This is a genomic window from Streptomyces albireticuli, from assembly GCF_002192455.1.
In the GTDB taxonomy this organism is placed as follows: Bacteria; Actinomycetota; Actinomycetes; order Streptomycetales; family Streptomycetaceae; genus Streptomyces; species Streptomyces albireticuli_B.
Window position 1 is genome coordinate 7,044,900 of the sequence record NZ_CP021744.1, and the last position, 20,853, is coordinate 7,065,752.

Annotated in this window: 20 protein-coding genes and 2 pseudogenes; 12 read left to right on the plus strand and 10 right to left on the minus strand. The window is 70.3% G+C overall.

All coding sequences use genetic code 11. The annotated features are described in order from the left end of the window. Positions 1-11: 11 nt before the first annotated feature. Together SMD11_RS30340 and SMD11_RS30345 are read right to left on the minus strand one after the other, a co-directional pair. Complete coding sequence (locus SMD11_RS30340) at positions 12-1,001, minus strand: radical SAM protein (protein WP_087929484.1); 990 nt, start codon at positions 999-1,001, stop codon at positions 12-14. Then, on the minus strand, positions 998-1,978 hold the full coding sequence (locus SMD11_RS30345; RefSeq protein WP_087929485.1) for a helix-turn-helix transcriptional regulator: 981 nt from the start codon (positions 1,976-1,978) through the stop codon (positions 998-1,000). The genes SMD11_RS30340 and SMD11_RS30345 overlap by 4 nt, the downstream gene beginning before the upstream one ends. Before the next feature lie 181 nt (positions 1,979-2,159). Here SMD11_RS30345 and SMD11_RS30350 point away from each other — a divergent pair, with 181 nt between their 5' ends. From SMD11_RS30350 to SMD11_RS35595, 4 genes are all read left to right on the plus strand, one after another. After that, complete coding sequence (locus tag SMD11_RS30350; protein WP_087929486.1) at positions 2,160-2,600, plus strand: VOC family protein; 441 nt, start codon at positions 2,160-2,162, stop codon at positions 2,598-2,600. Positions 2,601-2,682: 82 nt separating this feature from the next. Beyond that, the gene (locus SMD11_RS30355) at positions 2,683-4,392 is read left to right on the plus strand and encodes an MFS transporter (RefSeq protein WP_087929487.1); all 1,710 of its coding nucleotides are present in this window, start codon (positions 2,683-2,685) and stop codon (positions 4,390-4,392) included. 378 nt (positions 4,393-4,770) lie between these two features. Then, a complete protein-coding gene (locus SMD11_RS35590; protein ID WP_159395397.1) occupies positions 4,771-4,959 on the plus strand; it encodes a hypothetical protein in 189 nt (62 codons plus the stop codon). A 20-nt stretch (positions 4,960-4,979) separates the two neighbouring features. Then, a complete protein-coding gene (locus SMD11_RS35595) occupies positions 4,980-5,141 on the plus strand; it encodes a hypothetical protein (RefSeq protein ID WP_159395398.1) in 162 nt (53 codons plus the stop codon). Positions 5,142-5,324: 183 nt separating this feature from the next. On the opposite strand, the gene SMD11_RS30365 is transcribed toward SMD11_RS35595, so the two are convergent. Next, a complete protein-coding gene (locus tag SMD11_RS30365; RefSeq protein WP_159395399.1) occupies positions 5,325-6,242 on the minus strand; it encodes a TauD/TfdA family dioxygenase in 918 nt (305 codons plus the stop codon). A gap of 155 nt (positions 6,243-6,397) precedes the next feature. On the opposite strand from SMD11_RS30365, the gene SMD11_RS30370 reads away from it, so the two are divergent. From SMD11_RS30370 to SMD11_RS30385, 4 genes and pseudogenes are all read left to right on the plus strand, one after another. Next, positions 6,398-7,327 (plus strand): aldo/keto reductase, encoded by a 930-nt coding sequence (locus SMD11_RS30370; RefSeq protein ID WP_234366231.1) that lies wholly within the window; start codon positions 6,398-6,400, stop codon positions 7,325-7,327. A 218-nt stretch (positions 7,328-7,545) separates the two neighbouring features. Further along, positions 7,546-7,863 carry a hypothetical protein gene (locus SMD11_RS37395; RefSeq protein WP_418952542.1) on the plus strand — a complete coding sequence of 106 codons (318 nt, stop codon included), beginning with the start codon at positions 7,546-7,548 and terminating at the stop codon, positions 7,861-7,863. Positions 7,864-8,652: 789 nt separating this feature from the next. After that, positions 8,653-8,991, plus strand: a complete 339-nt coding sequence (locus SMD11_RS30380; RefSeq protein ID WP_087929490.1) for a thioredoxin family protein — start codon at positions 8,653-8,655, stop codon at positions 8,989-8,991. Positions 8,992-9,475: 484 nt separating this feature from the next. Continuing rightward, positions 9,476-9,952: pseudogene (locus SMD11_RS30385) on the plus strand (RICIN domain-containing protein); the annotation flags it as partial. Between the two features lie 260 nt (positions 9,953-10,212). On the opposite strand, the gene SMD11_RS30390 reads toward SMD11_RS30385, so the two are convergent. Continuing rightward, the gene (locus SMD11_RS30390; RefSeq protein ID WP_159395400.1) at positions 10,213-10,755 is read right to left on the minus strand and encodes an RICIN domain-containing protein; all 543 of its coding nucleotides are present in this window, start codon (positions 10,753-10,755) and stop codon (positions 10,213-10,215) included. A gap of 347 nt (positions 10,756-11,102) precedes the next feature. Here SMD11_RS30390 and SMD11_RS30395 point away from each other — a divergent pair, with 347 nt between their 5' ends. Beyond that, a complete protein-coding gene (locus tag SMD11_RS30395) occupies positions 11,103-12,284 on the plus strand; it encodes a serine hydrolase domain-containing protein (RefSeq protein WP_087929493.1) in 1,182 nt (393 codons plus the stop codon). A 170-nt stretch (positions 12,285-12,454) separates the two neighbouring features. Here SMD11_RS30395 and SMD11_RS30400 read toward each other — a convergent pair whose 3' ends face one another. The 5 genes from SMD11_RS30400 to SMD11_RS30420 all read right to left on the minus strand — a co-directional run bounded on the left by SMD11_RS30400 (position 12,455) and on the right by SMD11_RS30420 (position 17,861). Beyond that, positions 12,455-13,171: a hypothetical protein gene (locus SMD11_RS30400; RefSeq protein WP_159395401.1), complete on the minus strand. Its 717-nt coding sequence runs from the start codon at positions 13,169-13,171 to the stop codon at positions 12,455-12,457. A gap of 209 nt (positions 13,172-13,380) precedes the next feature. Then, positions 13,381-14,184 carry a GNAT family N-acetyltransferase gene (locus SMD11_RS30405; protein ID WP_234366232.1) on the minus strand — a complete coding sequence of 268 codons (804 nt, stop codon included), beginning with the start codon at positions 14,182-14,184 and terminating at the stop codon, positions 13,381-13,383. A 545-nt stretch (positions 14,185-14,729) separates the two neighbouring features. Next, positions 14,730-15,986, minus strand: coding sequence for a protein-glutamine gamma-glutamyltransferase (locus tag SMD11_RS30410; RefSeq protein WP_087929495.1), 1,257 nt, complete (start codon positions 15,984-15,986; stop codon positions 14,730-14,732). 281 nt (positions 15,987-16,267) lie between these two features. Beyond that, positions 16,268-16,759 carry a hypothetical protein gene (locus SMD11_RS30415; protein ID WP_087929496.1) on the minus strand — a complete coding sequence of 164 codons (492 nt, stop codon included), beginning with the start codon at positions 16,757-16,759 and terminating at the stop codon, positions 16,268-16,270. A gap of 475 nt (positions 16,760-17,234) precedes the next feature. Further along, on the minus strand, positions 17,235-17,861 hold the full coding sequence (locus SMD11_RS30420) for a hypothetical protein (RefSeq protein ID WP_087929497.1): 627 nt from the start codon (positions 17,859-17,861) through the stop codon (positions 17,235-17,237). Positions 17,862-18,230: 369 nt separating this feature from the next. Between SMD11_RS30420 and SMD11_RS36915 the strand changes: the two are divergent. The 3 genes and pseudogenes from SMD11_RS36915 to SMD11_RS30430 form a co-directional block, all read left to right on the plus strand. Then, positions 18,231-18,365 (plus strand): annotated as a pseudogene (locus SMD11_RS36915) (3-oxoacyl-ACP synthase); the annotation flags it as partial. Positions 18,366-18,450: 85 nt separating this feature from the next. Beyond that, entirely contained in the window at positions 18,451-18,678 is a 228-nt protein-coding gene (locus SMD11_RS36920; protein ID WP_267896872.1) for a hypothetical protein, read from the plus strand. A gap of 242 nt (positions 18,679-18,920) precedes the next feature. After that, positions 18,921-20,141: an ATP-grasp domain-containing protein gene (locus SMD11_RS30430; protein ID WP_159395402.1), complete on the plus strand. Its 1,221-nt coding sequence runs from the start codon at positions 18,921-18,923 to the stop codon at positions 20,139-20,141. 25 nt (positions 20,142-20,166) lie between these two features. On the opposite strand, the gene SMD11_RS30435 is transcribed toward SMD11_RS30430, so the two are convergent. Then, on the minus strand, positions 20,167-20,799 hold the full coding sequence (locus SMD11_RS30435) for a hypothetical protein (RefSeq protein ID WP_087929499.1): 633 nt from the start codon (positions 20,797-20,799) through the stop codon (positions 20,167-20,169). Positions 20,800-20,853 lie beyond the last annotated feature (54 nt).

The following is a 20,853-nucleotide window of genomic DNA, read 5'->3' on the forward strand; positions in this document are numbered from 1 at the left end:
TCCGGAACCGTTCAGCGGTTCCGGAGGCGGGGGTTTTCGCTGTCCGCGGTGTGGCGGCCGGCCTCGCGTACGTAGTCCTCCCAGCGCGGCAGTCCGTGGAGGGCGGCGCGGGCGTGGAGGTGGGCCGTGACCTCGCGGACGTACGACGCGGGCATGGCGCGGCTGCCGGCGTACGAGGCGGCCAGGCGCTGGTGGAGGTGGGGCGGCAGGTGGGCGGCGGACCGGTCGAGGAACCAGTCGCGGGCGCCGGGGCTGATCCGCATGATGTCGGGGTAGACGGTGACGGCCCCGGCCTCGGCGCAGGCGTCGACGAGCGCGTCGAGGTCGGCGGGGCGGTCGCCGGCGTGGGGGATGACCGGGGCGATGAGAACCCCGGCGGGGACACCGGCCGCGCGCAGGGCGGCGATGGTGGCGAGGCGGGCGCGCGGTGGGGCGGCGCCGGGTTCGAAGGCGCGCCACACGCGCTCGTCGAGCGAGCCGAGCGAGGTCATGACCAGGACCTTGGCGACGCGCGCGGCTTCGGCGTAGAGGGGGATGTCGCGGCGCAGGAGGGCGCTCTTGGTCGTGGTGGTGAAGTTGACGCGGTATTCCGCGAGCGCGCCCAGGATGCCGGGCATCAATCGGTAGTGGCCTTCGGCGCGCTGGTAGCAGTCGGTGGAGGTGCCGACCATGACCCAGTCGTCGCCGGTCTTGCCGCCGCGCAGTTCGCGGCGCAGGACGTCGGCGGCGTTGGTCTTGACGACGACCTGGGTGTCGAAGCCTCCTCCGGTGTCGAAGCCGAGGCGGGCGTGGCCGTCGCGGGCGAAGCAGTAGGTGCAGGCGTGGGTGCAGCCGCGGTAGGGATTGAGGGTCCACGCCATGCCGCCGGGGCGGGCCCCGGGGATCTTGTTGAGCAGGGTGCGGGCGCGCTGTTCGTGGAAGGTGATGCCCTGGAATCCGGGGGCCGGTGTGGGTGGCGGCATGACCTCGGCCACGTCGAAGAGCCCCGGTCGGCTGTTCACCTGGCGTCTCCCGCCTGCTCGGCGGTATGCGCGGCGCGCAGCACGCGTTCCCCCAAGGTCCGCAGGTGTGAGCCGAGTTCGGGCGGGTCGAGGACGTCGAAGTCGAAGCCGAGGACGGCGACGCGGTAGGCGAGGTACTCCAGGGAGTCCGCGCCGGTCAGCAGCCGGCAAGTGCCGTCGCCGACCGGCTCGACGACGCCGAGCGTGGCCGGGACGCGGTCGGCGACCTGCTCGGCCGGTGCGTGGACGAGGAGCAGGGCGCGGTGGCCGGCGGTGCCGCTGAGCGTGCCGGCCACCCAGGTGGCGGCGTTCACACCGCCGGGCAGTTCACGCGGCGGTACGCGGGCGCCGGTGCGCAGCGGGTCGGCGAGGCGGTCGAGCCGGAACGTACGCCAGTCGGCGCGGTCGCAGTCGTGGGCGACCAGGTACCAGCGGCGGCCGGCGGCGACGAGGCTGTGGGGCTCGGCCAGGCGGCGGGTCTCCTGCCCGCTCGCGGCGCGGTAGGTGAAGCGGACCTTCTCGTGGGTGACACAGGCGGCCGCGAGGAGGGCGAGGTGTTCGGCGTCGGCGCTCGGGCCGCCCTGCGGGACGGCGACCGCGGCCTCCTGGAGCACGGTGACGCGGCGGCGCAGGCGCGAGGGGAGCACCTGTTCCAGCTTGGCCAGGGCCCGTACGGAGGTCTCCTCGATGCCGGTGACCGAGCCCGCGGCGGCCGTGCGCAGGCCGATGGCGATGGCCACGGCCTCGTCGTCGTCCAGGAGGAGAGGCGGTATGGCGGCGCCGGCGGTGAGCCGGTATCCGCCGGTGTTGCCCTGCGTGGCGTGCACGGGGTAGCCGAGCTCGCGCAGGCGGTCGATGTCGCGGCGGATCGTGCGCGGGCTGACGCCGAGGCGCTCGGCGAGTTCGTGGCCGGGCCATTCGCGCGGGGACTGCAACAGGGAGAGCAGCCGCAGCAGGCGGCCGGGGGTGTCACTCATGCCCGGGAGCCTTCCATCCCAATAGGACGTTTCCTGGCCTATTGCCTGCCTGCCAGGCCACCTACCAGCCGTTTCGCGTAATAGGCCATGAATTGACCTATTAGCGGCCTAACGTCTTTTTCATCGCCACGGAGCCCGCCGGGCCCGTGCGTCCCCCTCCCGACACCACCTGGAGACAGTCATGGCCGAGCAGACCTTTTTCACCACCCCGATGATCTACTGCGACGACGCGCTCGGCGCCCTCGCCTTCTACGTGGACGCCCTCGGCGCCGAGGAGCTCACCGACCGCCGCATGCTTGCCTCGCACCTCCCCGGTCTGGCGGACGTGCCGGGCATGGACCGTACCGTCGTCTACTCCGCGCTGCGGTTCCCCGACGGCAGCGGCCTGAACGTCGCCGACCGCTTCGGTGACCCGACCGCCAAGAACGGCCCGGTCACGGGCAACAACCTGCACATCGGCCTCCAGCACACCGACCTCGCCGAGCAGAAGGCGGCGTTCGGCAAGCTCGCCGAGGGCGGCACCGTGTACGAGGCGCTGGAGCCCAAGCCCTGGGGCGCGGTCTACGGCATCGTCCAGGACCGCTTCGGCGTGATCTGGGAGATGAACTGCTGCACCGGCTGAGCCGACCGGCCGGTGCGGGGACTCCGCTCCCCGCACCGGCCGCCGGCCCGGCACCGCACCACCCCGTTTCAGGAGCATCCCGATGAATTCCCCTGCCACTTCCCACGCACCCCCGGATCCCCGCCGCTGGCTCGCCCTGACCGCCCTGCTGGCCGGCACCCTGATGGACGTCATCGACGTCACCATCGTCAACGTCGCCATCCCCCACCTCCAGGAGGACCTCGGCGCCTCCTGCACCGCCGTGCAGTGGACGATCGCCGGATACGCGCTGACCTTCGCCCTGCTGCTGATCACCGGCGGACGACTCGGTGACATCTTCGGCCGCAAGCGCCTGTTCCTGCTGGGCATCGCCGGGTTCACCGCGGCCTCACTGCTGTGCGGCCTAGCCGTCAACGCACCCATGCTCATCGCCTCCCGCGTCGCCCAAGGCGCGATGGCGGGCCTGATGGTGCCGCAGGTCCTGGCCACCGTGCACGTCGCCTTCCCCAAGGGCGAGCGGGCCAAGGTCTTCGGCATCCACGGCGCGATCACCGCCGTCGGCACCATCCTGGGCCCGGTCCTCGGCGGCGTCCTCGTCCAGGCCGACCTCTTCGGCCTGTCCTGGCGGCCGATCTTCCTGATCAACCTGCCCATCGGCCTGACCGCCCTGCTGATCGCGGCCCGCGCGATGGGCGAGTCGAAGGCCGAGCGGCCGCCACGCCTGGACCTCATCGGCATGGGCCTGGCCGCGCTGGGCCTGCTGATGGTCATCTACCCGCTCACCGAGGGCCGTTCCCTGGACTGGCCGGTATGGGGCTTCGTGATGATGGCCGCGGGCGCCGCCGTGCTCGCCGTCTTCGTCGCACACCAGCGGGCCAAAACGCGCTGCGACGACAGCCCGCTGATGCCCACCGGCCTGTTCGCGGCCCGCAGCTTCAGCGGGGGCATCGGCGTGCAGCTGCTGATCACGCTGAGCCTGAGCGTGTTCTTCCTGGCCTGGATGCTCTACCTCCAGATCGGCCTCGGGTACAGCGCGCTGCGCGCGGGACTCGCCGGACTGCCCTTCTCCGCCGCCGTCATGCTCGGCGCCGGCCTGGCCATGGGCGCGCTCGTACCGAAGTTCGGCCGTACGGTCCTCCAGGCCGGCGCCGTCCTGATGGCCGTCGGGCTGCTGCTCTTCGCCTGGCAGACCGGCGCGGCGGGCCCCTCCATCGGGTACTGGCAGATGGCCTGGCCCATGGCCGTTCTCGGACTCGGCATGGGAATGATCGTCGCCCCGCTGACCGACACCGTCCTCACCGACGTCCCCGCCCGCGACGCGGGCTCCGCCTCCGGCGTCACCGCCACGGCCGGGCAGCTCGGCAGCGCCTTCGGAGCGGCGCTGGTCGCCGTCGTCTTCTTCGGCCTGCTCCCCGGCCACGCCGCGAACGAGGACGTCACCGACCGGCTCCGCAAGGACCTGGCCGCCACCTCCCTCACCCCCGACCAGACCGACCGCACGGTGACCGCCTTCACCCGGTGCCACCGGGACCGCACCTCCCGGACCGACCCCGGCAGCACCCCGGCCGGCTGCACCGCTCCAGCCCTGACCTCCGCGCAGACGGACCCGCGCGTCGCCGACGCCCTGCGGCAGGCAGGAGCGCAGGCCAATGCCCGCACCTACACCGACACGGTCGGCGAGACCGTCCTGTACGTCGCCGGGCTCGTCACCGCCGCCCTGCTGCTGATGTTCGCCCTGCCCCGCGAGGTCCGCCCGTCGGAACCCGACGCCGACCAGGAGCGGACCCCCTCGACTCCCGTCACCACGGCCTGACATCCCGCCTAAGGACGACAGCGCCGGCGGCAAGCCGTACGACAACGTCTTCACCGGCAACCCGTTCCCCTCGGGCGGCATGTACGACCACGCCTCCGGCCCGGGTGGCGCCGCCTACATGATGCCGTCGTTCCTGGTCACCGACGTGCGGGGAACGGTCACCACGGCCACGGCGGCCGGCGCCGCGGTCGAGCACGTCCCGGCCCCGAAGTCCTCTCCCACCTGCGCGACATGGCACGGCGCACTCGCCCGCCCGTTCAATGGGACACCCTGTGTCCTCTTGCGATCGTAATGTCGATCCCGATTCCGGCGACCTCGCTCGACTTCACCGTCGACCAGGTCTTATGAGCCGAACAGCCACCAGTATCAAGGAGACTTGTGTCCAAGCAGACAACCATCCGTAAGGCCCGCACGGGCGCCCGCGCAGCCGTCGCCCTCGGCGCGGGCGCGTTCATCGTCGTCCTCGGCGCCGGCGCCGCTCAGGCGGCATCCGAGCCCGCTTCCAAGCCTGTCCCCAAGCGCACCGCACCGCACCGGCCAAGCCTGCGACTGACCGGAAGGCCCTGATCGAACAGACCGGGAAGCACTTGAGCAAGGCCAAGGCGGAGCTCGCGCGGATTCAGAAGGGAATCCGCAACGGTACTTTCGATGCGAACCGTTACGCGCTCGCGCCTGAGATGCACGAGAAGGACGTCGTCGGCCTCACCTACAAAATCGACGACATCGCCAGTGGTGGGCTCAAGCGCTGACAACGCGTCTGCCCGGACGCCCGGAGAGCACGGGTAACTCCGCCGTCGGGGGCGGGGCGGCCGCACGGCGCCGCTCCGCCCCCGGCGGGCACGTTGACGCGCCGTCACAGTTCCGACCGTCCGCGTGGTCCGGCGCCGGCTACAGATGTGCCATCGGCGCGGACACGCACTGGGGCCCCAGGTTCATCTTCTCTTCTCCCCGGCACGGAATTCCTTGTTGACCAGGCCGTGCCGACGGAGCATGACGCGAATCAGGCAGCGTCGTCGGGTGACGTCACTGTGGTCCTCGTATGCGGTACGGCCGTGCAGGATCCTGCGGTCGTCGGTGATCAGGCAGTCGCCCTCCTCCAGCAGGATCGTGAGGCCCAGCTCCGGGCGGGCGACGACCTGTTTGAGGGCGTCGACAGCCGTGCGTCTCGCGGGTGACAGGGGTTTGCCGGTCAGCTCGGCGGCGGTTTCGAGCCGTTTGGCGTTGCACCGGACATGGACGCGGCCGTCGGCGCGTACGTCGAAGACCGGTGCCCGGACGACCGAGGGTTTCCCCGGCGGCGTGACATGGCGCCGGTCGAACGCGAAGGGGGTGCTCAGCAGGGAGAGCTCGCCGGGGAACTCCTCCCGCAGAACGTGATGCACCGTCCAGCCGTCGACCAGGACGGAGGCGCCGCCCTGCGCGGCTCTGCGGTGGGTGAGAAGGGCGATCCAGTCCGGGTCCTGGCCGAAGGGCCTGACCGCCTGGTCGTTGTGCGGGTGGAGGTAGCCGCGCGACTTGGAGGTGTAGGCGTTCTCGTGGAACCGGCGGTCGTCCGTGTGCGCCGAGACCCCTTCGTCCCGTACCAGCCAGGCAAGGGCGGTGTCCGTGCCATGGCCCTGCGGTAGCGGCTCGCCGAGGTGGCGGAGCATCGCCTCGCTGAAGCGTTGCGCGTCGGCGGTACCCAGGGATGCGACGGGGGTACCGGTCACCACGGTGAAGCCGGGACCGTCGAGAAGCGCCTCACGTATCCGACGGGCCAGTGCCGCGTGATCACGTTGGTACGGCAGCCGGAAGTCCGCGGGGGAGGTGAAGGTCCGCTGCGTCCAGCCGTTCGCGGCGTCTCGGAACATGGGCCGAGGGTAGGAGCGGGCGACGGCCCGGCAGTAGGCGGAAACAGGCCCTCCGCCGGCATCCGGCCGGATATTACGCTGACACCGGGAGACCGAGGGGGCCAGGGCGGATGCCGGTGAGACGGTTAGGCCGAGACGGCCCATGGGTATCAGCGATGGGCCTGGGCTGCATGGGCATGTCGGAGTTCTACGGGGCCGCCGACGAGGCCGAGTCGATCGCCACCATCCGTAAGGCCCTGGACCTCGGCGTCACCTTCCTCGACACGGCCGACATGTACGGCCCGTACACCAACGAAAAGCTCGTCGGCCGGGCCGTAGCCGGCCGCCGCGAGACCGCCTTCCTCGCCACCAAGTTCGGCGTCGTACGCGGCCCAGGCCCCAAGGACCGGCGGGTCGACTCGACGCCGGAATACGCCGGACGGGCCTGCGAAGCATCGCTGCGCCGCCTGGGCGTGGACCACCTGGACCTGTTCTACCTGCACCGGCGCGATCCGGACGTGCCGATCGAAGAGACCGTCGGCGGCATGACGGAACTCGTGGCCGAGGGCAAGGTCCGGTATCTCGGTCTGTCGGAGGTGAGTTCCCGGACCTTGCGCAGGGCGTGTGCGGCGGGGCCCATCGCCGCCTTGCAGAGTGAGTACTCACTGTTCACCCGTGGCCTGGAAGAGGACATCCTGCCCGCTGCCAGGAAGTTGGGGGTCGCTCTCGTTCCGTACGCGCCACTCGGCCGTGGACTCCTCACCGGCGCTGTCACGTCCGTGCACACCCTGGCAGCCGACGACATCCGACGCGACCAGCCCCGCTTCCAGGGAGCGAACCTCGCGACCAACCTCGCTCTGGCCGAACGGGTACGGACGCTCGCCGCGAGTGTCGGCTGCACACCGGCTCAGCTGGCCCTCGCCTGGGTGCTGGCTCAGGGGGACACCGTCATCCCCATTCCGGGCGTGCGCCGAGGCGGACACCTGGAGGAGAACGTCCTGGCTCTCGACCTACGGCTGTCCGCCGAAGAGGTGCGGGCTATCACCGAGGCGGTCCCGGAAGCGGCGGGCGCCCGTGCCCCCGACCTGTCCCGGCTGGAGAAGTGATCCGGGAACGTGCCGACCAAGGCACGGGGCTGGGGGACGGCGAGGCCACCGGCCGGCGGGTTGACCAGGGTTGAACAGCAGGTCCCATGCGGGCTGGGAGCCCGTGCTGGTTCGGTGCTGACTTCGCGGGGCCCATGTGCTGAGGGACCACACTCCGGGGCGGGGTGTGAGGCCAGTAGCCCCGCTCGGCCAGGCAGCCCGCGCCCGGCCTGGACTCCCTGCGTGAGCAAGCAGCCGACCTGCGCCGGGGCAGGTTCGTGACCACGTTCGAGGAGGGGGCACCGGCGGCGGTCCACGAGACGGTCGAGTGGGAGTTCAGCAAGGTCGACGGTCATCTCACGCCGGAGTCGCTGTACGCCGAGAGTCCGCACCCGGTCCCGGCCGGCGCCGCACACCCGCAGGATGGTGTCGGTGAGCTGCTTGGGCCGAGGCCGCGTCGAGCAGGTGCCGGCCGCGGGTTGCCGGGGGCGGACGGCGGGGTTCGCCGCGATCTGCTCGCCCGAACGTCTCGCCGCACAACGCCAGGCCGGCCGTAGTGCGGCCCCCGATCGCGGCTGACTGCCGGTCACGCCGGCAGCGACGCCTCCGGCCACCTGAGCCGCAGGGCACACGGCCGGCATCTGTGGTTCCCCCCCCGGCATCGACTACGGCAGTGCCCCAGCGGGTGCCGGGAGCCGGAATCGTGTCCGGGCAGGACAGGGCGTGGTCGATGTCGCGTCGGGTGCTGCTCATCGGGGACCCCGGGCGAGTGGTCACGGCCGCAGGCCGGGAAGTGGCTGGAGGACCTGCGCGACCAGGTCCTCGGTGGGGCCTCCAGGGCCCGAGCTGTGACGTGTGGGGGTCGTCGCGGCGAGGGCCTGGGCATCGGAGTGCTCCAGATGGAAAGGCCGGGCTGTGCCCACTCGGTGCGGGGCGGCGCGCCGTCCGGATCCCGGTGGCGGCCGGTCAGCCGGTCGGCGCCGGTGGGCGGTTCGCGGCAGCGGACTCTGCGGGCGACCAGCGGCAGGCGGCGGGCAGGCCGGTATCTGCCGGCCCCCGTGTGTGACAGGAGCCGGCCATGCCAGGGCCGGCGCGCGGAGGGTCTCGATCGTCTTGCCCCGGCGGCGATGCACGAGGCTCAGGGCGAACTCATCGCCCCCGAGCCACCCGACCGGGACGCGCGGGCCCGCCCAAGCGGTGAGCCGGGTCGCGATCGGTGCGAGGCGGTGTCTCCCGCCGCAGGGCTCGTGCTGTCCGGTGATCTGCTTGCAGTGGTTGGCGTGCCACGCGCGTGTCACAGGCGATGATGGTGGCCCGATAAGTCGATCACGAGGTCAGGAGCTCCGATGCCACGGCGCGTTCATCAGCCACTGGAGGACGAGGAGGTCAACTTTGTCTTCAGGATGAGCGAAGGCCCGGTCCTCGCCTACTTCTCCGGGACGTGGCCGAAGGCGATCGAGGCATGCCGGGCGATGGACCTTGTCGTGGGTCGGATCGCCGAGGAGTACGCGAATCTCCTGACAGCCGTCAAGATCGACATCACCCGGTGCCCGGAGGCGACCAAGCGGTACGGCGTCACCGGGGCACCGTCCGTCGTCCTGCTCAAGGACGGTGCGGTGGCGGCACGCGGCGCGGGGGCGATGACCCACACCGAGGTCCGGGATTTCCTCCGCGCTCACATCTGACCAGCCACGAAGCACCCTCACCAGCACTGGAGCGCGGCCGGTTCCTCGCGGGTGACCTCGTAGACGCCGATGACGCCCTCGCCACCGGACCAGGTGCCGGTGGCGTGGAGCCCGGCCTTCAGCAACCACAACGGCAGGACTTCCGAGCCGAAGAAGCGCCTTGCCCGGATCGTCTTGCCTGAGGTCGGCCTCGTAGGCCCGGCCCAGGCGCGCACCGCAGGAACGGGATGAGGTGCCGAGTCGAAATCTGTGCCGATGAGCCCGAGCGGCGCACGCACCGTCGCACCGAGCTGCCGCGGGCCAAGAAGAATCACCCGGATCTCGTCACACGTTCACGGCAAGACCAGCTGAAAGTGATCTTGCCCACCCAATACGCCTGTGACCTTATGGAGCTGGTCGGCAACCTTAAGTAGCAGTCGGTGAAGGGAAGACGATGAGTACTGCCTCCGAAGCACCCACCGGTGACGAGAACACCACCCCGGTGAGGACGGCCGGGCTGCCAGATTCGGGCACGGTGGTCTCCTGGGCCAATGTCCGCAGCAGGTTGCGGATGGGGGTCGCGCGTGAGTCCACCAAGGACGGGGCCGAGATCCACCAGCTCCTCGCTGCCCCGAGGGGCTACCAGCGGTGGCGGCTGGTCGTGGTGGGCCAGGAGAACGGCGAAGTCTTCTACAAGTTCGAGAACCTGCGCAGCGGCAAGGTCCTGGAGATCGCCGGAGCGCAGGAGGCGGCGGGCGCTGTGGTCACGCAAGGCACCTACGAGGGTGACGAAGCGCGCCACCAGCAGTGGAAGCTGATCCCGGTGGGATCCGAGACCGACGCTGCCCCGCGGGCGTACGAGATCGCGAACAGGAACAGCGGCCTGTTCCTGCAGGTCGACACCAACGCCCGCGCGGCGATCAAGCAGCACGGGGCGGAAGGCGGCCACCGCACTCGCCAGTGGCAACTTCTGCCGGTGTGACGCACCAGGGGCCAGTGGTTCGGGCGCCCCTGGCCCCTTGCGACCATCCAGACACCGCGGCTCGCCGGCTTCCTGCGTCATCCGCCCACACCTGGACCTCGACGACCTCGTCGTGCGCGGCAGTGTCCAGCTCCTCGGAACGTCCGCGGACCTTCCGTTGCCGGGACCGACCGCGCGCAAGTAAACGAGCGGCCCCGGCTCCGCTGATGGCCCGCTCAACAGTCCTTGGGAGCAGACCCCAGGCAGGAGTCGTGCCGGTGTCACGGCCCGTAGATCAGGGGCCATTTCTGATGGGGCAGTCCCTGGTTGTCATTGGTCACCACCGGGGATTCGTTGGCCCCACCCCATCCGCGGTCGGGTTCGAGGACGCGGCCGAAGAGGTTGGCGATCCGGGCGGGGTCGGCGCTGTGGGCGGGGTCCACGTACCAGAGCTGATCCACGTTGGTGAACGATCTGTCGCAGTCGCTCAGCCACGTCGCCCAGCCACTGGGCCCTTGGGCATAGCCGGCCAGGCAACGGCCGTCCCTGCGAGTGACCATGTGGTAGGCGCCACGGCCGTCGGCGATCAGGTCCCAGAGCTGGTACGGCTCGCTGGTGCAGTTCCACACCCGCATCCGGTCGTCGCCCGCCGGCATGCCCATGCAGCGGCCCGTGCCCTGGTTCCGTACCTGGAACGGACCGACCGCGGCGCGTTTCGTGGGTTCGGCGGCCCGGCCCACGGCGCCTGAACTCGGTGCGACGGAGGCCAGCGCCGCGAGCAGCCCGGCAAGAACCAGCGCCCGCCGCGTACGCGATAACGTCAAGATTCCTCCTGTTCCCAGTGGAATGACGGGACACCACGATTCCCCAACGTAAGCGTGAGCGAACAGGGTTGAGCAGCCAAACCCCTCGAACGAGTACAGCCCTCCCTCCAGCAGCTATCTCGACCTCAGGTAGCCGCCCCATGTACTTGGGAACAGGAGACCCACCGGACCCGCCCCAAGGCGTCTACTTCTCTGCTGCCCTGACGTGATACCCCGGCCCGGCCAGGGGCAGCGCCGACCCGGTGTGTTCCCGAACACACCGTCACATTCGCGACTTAGGTCAGCTTTACCTTAGTGACTGGTTGAGGTGTCTGCCGGCATGTTGGAAACGGATGAGGAGAAGCGGGATGGCAACGAGAACGCTGCGGAAGGCGCTGGTCGCCGTGGCGACAGCCGCCATGATGACCACGACAGTGCTGACGACCACGGCCTCCGCGGACACGGGCACCTCTCGCCCCGGGCACCCCGCCGCCCAGAGGGCACTGGAGGCCCATGTCCGGACCGGTATTCCCGGCGTGCTCGGGCAGGTACGGGACGCCGGCGGGACATGGAACGGCTCCGCGGGAGTCGCGGACCGCGACACCGGACGCAAGCGGCTGCCCGAGGACCGTTTCCGCATCGGCAGCATCACCAAGGCGTTCACCGCGGTGGTCCTTCTCCAACTGGAGTCCGAGGGCAGGCTGAGCCTCGACGACAGCATCGAGCGCCACCTGCCCGGCGTGGTCCATGGCAACGGCAACGACGGGAGCCGGATCACACTCCGTCAGGTGCTCAACCACACCAGTGGCCTGTCCGACTACCTCGACGACGCGTTCTTCGAGCGGATAGGCACCACCGACTGGCCCGAGCACCGGTACGACATCTTCAAGCCCGCCGGCCTCGTCGCCACGGCCGTCGCCCACCCGCCGGCCTTCGAGCCCGGCACGGACTGGAAGTACTCCAACACCAACTACGTCCTCGCGGGCATGGTCATCGAGAAGGTGACCGGCGCCTCGTACGAGAGTGAGGTGGAACGGCGCATCGTGCGCCCGCTCGGCATGCGCGCCACCTCTCTGCCGGGCACCTCACCGCAGATACCCGGCCCGCACGGCCGCGCGTACAGCGATCTCCATGGTGGCCCGGGTGCCAGGATCTGGGACACCACCGAGCTCAATCCCTCCTGGATCTGGTCGGCAGGGGAGGTCATCTCCACGGTGGGGGACCTCAACCGCTTCTACGGTGCGCTGCTGGGCGGTGAGCTGCTCCCCAGGAAACAGCAGCAGGATCTCCTGGCCGCGGTACCGGTGCCGGCGAAGGAGGCCGGGGAAGGCGTGGCCTACGGGCTGGGTCTCTACCGGACCACCCTGCCGTGCGGCGGGTACATCTGGGAGCACGGCGGCAGCGTCAACGGCTCCCTCTCCGTGGCCGCGTCCTCGCCCGACGGCCGCCACACCGCGGTGTTCAACGCCAACGGCGACTGGGGGGACGCCGATCTGGAGGACGTGGTCAAGGCCGAGTTCTGCGGCGCGACGCAGCCGGCGCGGCACTGACCCTGATTCCGGGAAGCGGGCCGGGGGCCGCCGCCGGCACGGGCTGTGGTGCCGCGGTGGTTCCCGGCGGTGGCCCAAGCCCGTGGCTCCCGATCGGACGCGCCCCCAGGGCTGGGCACTCTGAGGTCATGGCATTGCCGGCGGCATCCGGCGATCTCGCCGGACCGGGTTCAACTGCCCAGGGGGCGATATGCCGAGTTGCTGCGGTCGAGAGTCCAGCCTCCGCCGCCGGCACGGCAGGACAGCGCGGTGTCGGCCGTGCGTGACGCGTTGGTGCCGGTGTTGAAGTTGGCGTTGGGGGTGTTGGGCAGGAGGCCCATGTAGTACATCCCGCTCGAAGTCCATACGCACTGGTGCAGATTGAGGTACCGGTTGTCGGCGAGTTCGAACGACTCGACGGCGGAGTTGGCCAGGAGAAGCCGCCAGCCGCCCCCGCCCGAAGCGCAGTTCAGCTTCGTGTCGGCGCTGTTGGAGACGTTGGTGCCGGTGTTGAAGTTGACGTTCGGGGTGTTCGGGAGCACGGCTGTGTAGTGCTGACCGGCAGAGAAGTAGACGCACTGATGGACGTTCAGGTACCGGCCGGCGGTGAGATCGAAGGCCTTCACCGCGGAGTTGGCGGGCGCCGGGCTCCAGCCCCCGCCCCCCGGGCCGCAGGAGAGTGCGGTGTCCGGTGTGCTGGAGGCGTTGGTGCCCGTGTTGAAGGCGGTATTTGCCGTGTTCGGCAGCACGTTCGTGTAGTGCCCGCCGCTGCCGACGTAGACGCACTGGTGGAGGTTCAGATAACGCTCAGCCGGCCGTGCCCGTGGCTGCTCCGCCACAGCGGTGCTTCCCAGGGTCAGGCCGATGGCTCCCGCGACTGCTGCCGCGACAACGGAAAATCTGCGCATGACACGCCCCTCCCGAACCGACGATGCCCCCCATTCAGGCATGTACTCACCAAGCTACTGATGCGAAGGGCAGGGGAGCGTGCGAGTGATAAGAGGTACCTCGTACGGCCTAGTCGCCCGGATGTCAGTGCGGTTACCCGTTGTCGCGGCGGCGAGCGACCGGAGCGCAGGCCGCCGCGAGCGGGCGCCAAGTCACGCCTCGGCGGTGGTCACTGTGAAGACCACCAGGTCGACGAGGTGACGGCGGTGAAGCCCAGCGACTCGTACAGCGGCTGTCCGAGCCGTGAGGCGGTGAGTGTCACCGGAAGGTCCGCCATGGGCGCGAGCGAGCCGAGCATGACCGCCCGCCCGGCGCCGCGGGAGCGGTGTGCCGATGACGTGCCGACCCAGTAGTGGCTGCCGACCCCGTCGTGGACGGCGGTGACACCGGCTCCGACCGCCTCGCCGTCGAGGACGGCGAGAAAGACGTCCACGCCCGGCTGCTCGGTCAGTGTCGTGGGGAACATCTCGCCGGGACGGTAGGGGGTGAACCTGGTCAGCTCGAAGCCCTCGATCACGATCTGCTCGGCGGTCCGCAGCTCGTGCGTCCGCCGGGCCCGGATCACCTCCATCGCGGGTGCGGGGACAGGGCCGGGCGGGCGCACCATGATCGGCATCTGCCAGTTGCGCATGCCCAGGTGACTCAGGTCGGTGGAACTGAAGGGATCCTCGACATCCACCGGTCCGGTCGACCGGCCGGCCAGCTCGGTCAGCTCGGCGAGCTCGTGCGCGGCGGGGTCGGGTTCCTGAAGCAGGACACGTGTCCCGGCACGCTCGCCGCCGAGCACGGCGAGGAAGCCGCGCCGGCGGATCACCTCGTGGCCGCGGGAGTCTGCGGTCGCGGCCCAGAACGCGGCGGAGTTGCGCGCCTGGCGTATCGCCGCGTCGTCGAAGGCCGCGGACCGATCCGGATCGCCCTGCCTGGTTCGATCCTCGACACGAGCGTCGGGGGTGGTCTGCCGAGTGTCAGCCACGGGTGGCTCCTGTTCAGTCAATGTGCGGTGATCCAGGCGAAGGGGCGGGCGGGGCCCGAGCGGAAGTCGACCCGGGTCTTCGCCATGCCCTCGGCCCAACGACGTAATGTCTCTGATAGCCGGGCCGATCTCAACCGAGATTGCTGAGCCATTCGCCTTCTGCGACCTGGCCCGAGCCCGCATGAGGCTGTGGTCCCCGCCCTGGAGCGGGGCGAGGTCGCCTTCGACGAGGACGACGCCGTCGCCGAGGCCGGGTGGGACTTGGGCGCGGGCCACCGCTGGGCTCCGAGCCGTCGGGTCGCGTGGCTGGGCGTGAGCGAGAAGAGGGAACCCGTAGTCGCGGCCCCTCGAACGCGCCGTACCGATACATGGGCGAGTGCGTCAGACGGCGAACCACCGCTCGGCACGGCGAACCCCCGCTCGGCGCGGCGAATCCCCGGCTTCGCCCACCGGGGATTCGCTGCTGGTACGCCCGGCAAAGGGGGCGATCGCTCGGAGGTGAAGGCTCTCTGGGTATGGAGCTGTTCCCCACCTCCAGCCGGAGTTTACGGCCAGCCTTGCTCCACCTTGCCGGGGGCGGTGTTCCAGCTCTTGGGTATGAACGTGATCACGTAGGCCCCACGGTCGAAGTCAGCGTACCCGGCGGACCAGTTCCGGAACTTGCTCTCGTGTACGTGCATGGGACCCAGGTCGCTATTGGGTGCGTGATAGTGGTCGCCATGGGTCCAGGTGGTCTTGTCGGCATCGGCTTCTGTCTGAGCCCCGAACCAGCCGTAGTCGAAGTTGACCCAGCCTTCGCCAGGACTGGTCGGACTGCGCGGAATGTTTCTGTCCCTGGACATGTCGACCAGGCCGGTACCCTGGTCGGGGCGGAAGGCTTCCGCGTCGCCGTACTTTCTCTTGTCGGAGGAGCCCCGCTGGTCCTGTCCGCTCCAGAAGTGCTTCGAGTAGATCACCGCCTTCATCTTGGACGGGTCGTAGTTGCCTCCGTCCCTTTCCCTGAAGGACGGTGTGTTCCTCAGCGCCGAGTAGAAGTTCGAGCGGCTGTCCTCGTGAAGCAGGGCGTCATTCTTGTTCGTGAGGTCTGCCTTGAGGTTGCTGATGTAGGTTCCCTCGTCGTGGGCGTTCTCCAGGGCCTTGTTCATGACGGACGCCACATCACGCGCCCGCTTGAAGCCCTTCCTCTCGTCGAAGCTGCCCTTGGCGATGCGACCCTCGAACTCCGCCCGCGTTTCACCGGGCCGGGGGCTGGTGTTCGTCAGATCGTTCTTGTACTTGTTCTCGTCGAAGGACGCGAACGCCAATCTGTTCGTCGGGTAGAGTCCCGAATTCACCCAGGTGACGCCGACGCAGCCGTAGGACAGCATTTCCCGCTGCTCTTCGGTCATTTGCTGTTTCTTGCCGTCGCGGTGACTGTAGACCTGCTGCCACTTGCGTATGTAGTTGTTGACGACCGTGGTGGCCCTGCCTCCGTAGGCCCGGTACGCGTCAGGCATCCTGTCGAGCGGCTCGGCGGGAGGGGTTTCCCTGTCGTCGTCCGAGTCAGGGGTCCGGGAGGGCGGGCCGGCGCTCGGAGGTGTTTCCGTCGGAGGCTTGTCGGGCTGACCGACAGCCATGGCCCTTTCGTTCAGCGCGTTGATGTTCTTGATGTCATCCGCGGTCAGGCCGTGGGTTTCGGCGTAGGACCCCTTAGTCACCACGTCGCCGCCGCCGGCGGCCTGGCTGACCGACGGTGTGAATCCAGCGGTGCATATGACCGCACCCGCGGCGGCGAAGGTGAGAAATCTCGGACGTTTGTACATGGAAATCACTAACTCCCTTGTGGTGAAGCCTCGTCGAACGAGGGCATGCGAGAGCACGACGCGTTGAAGGGGGTTGTTGTGAGGCGGTGCCGTTCACGGCGTTGGCCGCGCCGTCCTGCGGCGCCGCGCCGGCGGCAGGAAGGCCGCTGTCGCGAGGCGGAAGAAGATGCGGTGAATGCGGGACGGTGACGGCGGTGCGGTCGTCACCGGCCATGGCCGTGGTGGCCGCCGGGCGGGCGGGGAACGCCTCTGCCGCCGGGTCGGGCGGGGCCGCCGGCCCGCTACATCAGGGTCGTCGCCGAGGCGACGACGCGGGCCCGGTCCGGGCGGTCGGGGTCGCCGTAGCGGACCTCGACGCGCGGGTGGGAGCGCATGAAGTCGGTGTCGACCAGGCGGACCTGGCCGGGGTGAACGACCGTGCGCACGGCGATGTCCGTGTCGAGGAAGAAGCTGAACTCACCGGTGGCCGGGGCGTAGACGAAGAATTCGCCGCCCCTGAACTTCTGCTGCGCGACGTCGTCCGTCAGGACCAGGGACCAGAAGCCCACGCAGTGGCCCGCGGGACACATGAACCGGAAGTCGGCCCGCAGGCCGTCCAGTTCCATCCAGCGGAAGGGGTTGTCGTCGCCCGCGTTGATCGTGGCAGCGGTGGCAGCGGTCGCCGGGGCGGGCGGGTCCGGGGTGGCTGCTCGGGCCCCCTGGGCGAGGGGCAGGGCGAGGGCCGCGGTCACCGCGACGGTGGTGAGGGTTCGGAGAGCGGTTCGGCGTATCACTTCTCGGCTCCTGGATCAGTGATCAGGTCGATACGATCAGTGATCCTGTCCCTGTGTTAACGTCCCGGCAACATCATGGCTTGAGAATCGGCCAGCCTGTCACATGGGGCGGTAACTGGCCGTGTATCCGGTCCGGCCCGGCAGGAGATGTGGCGCGGCAGCGCTCCCCTGTTCCCGGCGTGTGGTTCGCGGCACCTGACCTGGTCGGCGCCGACGTCCGACATGACCTTCGCCGCCGACGCGCATGGCAGCGTGGCTGGAATCGGGGCGCCGGCCGAGTCAAGGGGCGGGCGTTCAAGGCGAAGTTGCCCGGCTCCTGGCTGGTCGGCCTCTCCCACGTCGACCTGTTCCGAGCGAAGCCCGGCAAGGAGTGGCCGGAGAGCTCGACAGTGGGGTGCTGCTGCGGCCCGTGTGAGCGGGGTCGGACGGATCCGCCGTCACGCCCGGGTATGCCGGAGGCGTCGGGGTGGCGGCACTACTTACCGGTGGGGAGGCCTGTGACGCCTTGGAGGACGTCGAAGCCGGCTGTGCCGGAGAAGAGCTGTTGGCCGGCGGAGAGGGGGCTGGTGCCGAATTCGGCGGTGAGCGCGTCCGCGGCGGCCGGTGCCAGGTTCACCGGGGTGTTCTCCGCGCTGACCCGGGTCAGGGACGTCTTGATCCCCTCGCCGGAGGTGGTGAGGGTGTCGATCCTCTTGCCGAGGTGTTCGGCGGTGATCGTCCCGGTCCGGTCGAGCTTCATGCGGAGCTGAAGGGCCGCGAACTCGGCTCGTTTGCCGCCCTTCCGGAGAGCGAAGCCGCCCTTCGCCGACCCGGTCAGGCCCGTCAGATCGGTGTTGATCTGGCCGTTTTCCAAGGTCGCCTTCATGCACTGGTGGCCGTTCTCGGTCCCCAGGGTGGCGGGGGCCACCGCATCGAAGGTGAAACCGGCTCCGCGCAGGGCTTCGGCCGCGGTATCGGTCAGGCAGTACGCGAACGGGGTACCGCCACGCAGTTGCAGAGGCGGCAGGACCGGGTCGGCCTCCTGCGCGGACACCGACGCGGGCACCACCACCGCCAGCGGCAAGGCCACGAGAGCGGCGAGACGTGCGAGAGGGATCTTCACAAAAGGCTCCGAAGCGAACAGCGGCCGGCGAGGGCCGGGATCGGGTGTCCGTTGGGGGCAACGCGCCGGACGTGGCAACGACACGCCCTCACCCGGGGACCGCACCGTATGGACCAGCCGGCGCCACGCCGCGCGAGCGGCCCCGCGACGGTGCAGGGGAGAGATCGGGTACCACATCGTGGTCGGCCGGAGGGGCGGGCCCGGGGAGCCTCCCGCCACGATGAAAGGCCGACCCTGGGCAGGCCGGTTCCGTGCATCTCGCGTTCCCCGATCGCGCGTCCTGTCCGGCCGCACGGAAGAACGCGCGGGTCAGGGCCGTGCGCGAACGACCGCGGCAGGCGCCCCCTGGCACTGCTGCGCGGCTGTGGCATGTCCACCGACGCCCACCATCCCCTCGTCCCCCGCCCGGACGGCTCCGGCATCGTCCGGGCGCTGCACTCCGCACTCCGGGACGCCGGCTGCGCACCCCAGGACATCGGGCACATCAACGCGCACGGCACATCCACCCGGCTCAACGACGCCGCGGAGGCCGCTGCCCTCAACGAAGCCTTCGCCGGCCGCCCGCCACCGGTCACCGCGGCCCAAGAGCGTGATCGGGCATACGCTGGGAGCCGCCGGCGCCGTGGAGGCCGCGTACACCGTCCTGGCGCTGCGCCACCAGGCCATCCCGCCCACCGCCAACTTCACGCACCAGGGAAACGACCGCGAACTCGACATCGTCGCCCACGGCATCCGGAAGGCGACCATGTCCGCGGCCATCAGCTGCTCGTACGGCTTCGGCGGCCACAACACCGCCCTTCTGTTCACCACTCCGTGACCTGGCGAGGACAGCGCTGCCCGGCCGAGGAACGTCAAGGCGGCGTCACCGTCGAAACCGTCCTCGCCCTGGCCACCCTTGCCACCCGCTGGAACCTGGAGCCCGCTCCGGGATCGCACGTACACACCGCGCTGGGTGGAACGTTGAGCCCCCGGGGGACAGACCCAAGGGCGTGGTGATGGAGGAAGCTGGATGCGTGAGCCTGCCGAGGCGGTGTCCGGCATACCGATGGGGTGGTGTGGATGGTGCGCGTAGTGGTCCTGGGGGAGTTTCGTGCGGACCGGGTGGTGGCGCCGCTCAGCCGCGGTGGTGCGGAGGTCACCGTGCTGGGGTGCGCCGATCCCGCCCCGTTCCTCGGCCCCGAGGTGACGTGCGCCGAGCTGCCCTCCGTCTTGGACGGGCATGAATTGCTGCGGCTGCTGGACGCCTGCCGGGCCGATGTCGCCTTGCCCAACATGGGGTGCCACGGGCAGGAACAGTTCCTGCCCGTCTACGCGCACGCCGCCCCGCGGGTGCGGGGGACGGGATGTCGTATGCCCGTGCACGCGGCGGCGTTCGCGCGGCTGGCCAGTGACAAGGCGGCGCTGCACCGGCTCGCGGGGGAGCGGGGATGGCCTGTGCCCCGGGGTGTGGTGTGCGAGGAAGCCGGGGCATCGCAGGCGGCCGCGGAGGAGCTCGGCTTCCCTGTCCTGGTCAAGGAGGCACGGAGTGAGTTCGGCTCGGGGCGCCACTACGCGGAGGACGGGGCGGGTCTCGGCCGGGCGGGCGCCGAGGTGACGTATCCGGTGCTGGTCCAGGAGGCCGTCGTGGGGGAGGAGTTCGCGGTCGAGTTCCTGTCCGGTCCGTCCTCCACGGTGGCGTGGCCGGTGGCTTCCCTGGGCCGTCTCGGCAGTGACTGCGACCCGGGCCGACGGGTGAGGGTCGCCCCCGCGGCGCTGCCCGTCCGTGCACGGGGTGAGCTGGCCGCGACGGTCGCCGACATGACGGAGGCCTTCGGGCCCTGGGGGCCCTGGCAGATCGACTTCGCTGTCACGGACGACGGCCGGCTGAAGGTGATCGAAGTGAACGGCCGTCTCAGCGGCGTGTCCAACATGAGCTGGGCGAGTACGGGCTGTGACCCGCACGAGGCGTACGCGCGGGCCGCCCTCGGCCGGACCCCTCGCGACCCCAGGGCCGACCGGGTCGCGCTCGAACTGCCGGTGCCCAACGGGGCGGCGCTGCCGCCCGCGCCGCACGGCACCGAACTGCTGTGTTTCCCGGGCAGCCCGCTCAACCCCGGGCCGTGCGTCCGTGGGTTCCACCGGCCGGTGCTCAAGGTCCCCGAACGCCTCGGAGACGCGGCGCGCGCCTGGCTGCGGGCCCTGCCTCCCGGCACACTGCTGAACAGCGCCGCCGACGAGGCGGCCGTTCAGCTGGACCGGGGCCTGCGAGGTCTCCGGCAGGGCAACCGGACGCCGTCGTGACCCTCGCGCGCCATGCCGCGCGGGCTCACGCCAGGAGAGTGGTGATGAGCTTGCGTACCCTGCCCTCCTCGACCCGCCGGACCCCGTGGACGAGCTGGATGCCGTAGATGACGGTCGTTCCGGGCGGTGGGCCGCACGTCCAACGGGTGTGCGGGGTGTCGGCCAGTCTCACCGGGCCGGTGCGGGCGGTGATCTCGTGGACGAACCGTGTCCCGGGCGCGTAGTCGCTGCCCGTCGCGGTGACGTCACTCCAGAGGGCGTCGGCGGAGCAGGTGTCGAGGTAGAACTCACCGCCACGCCGGGCGTCCTGGAGATCGAAGCCGACCCGGGCGATCCGCTGCGGCCGGGCCCGCGGGTCGCCCACGCCGTGGACGTGCGGACGGATCTCGTCACCGGGCTTGAGGTCGTGGTACAGCCACGGTTCGACGCCCGTGGCGGAGGGGAACGCCCGGCGGATGGCGGGCAGGGCGCGCTTCAGGCCGGCGTCCATCACGGCCTGCGCGGCCTCGGGCGGGGTGAGTCCCTGGCTGGGGCGCGCGGGAACCCAGCCGGTGGCCGCCAGGTGCTCGTCCAGCACCTTGGTGAGCTCGGTGGTCTCGTCGGGCGTGAGGAACCCTTCGACAGTCTGCACGGCCAGGGTCTCGGTCATGTGGATCACAAGCGGACTCCTCCCACGGCTTTCCGCCGGACCTCCGACATTCCAGTACGCCAC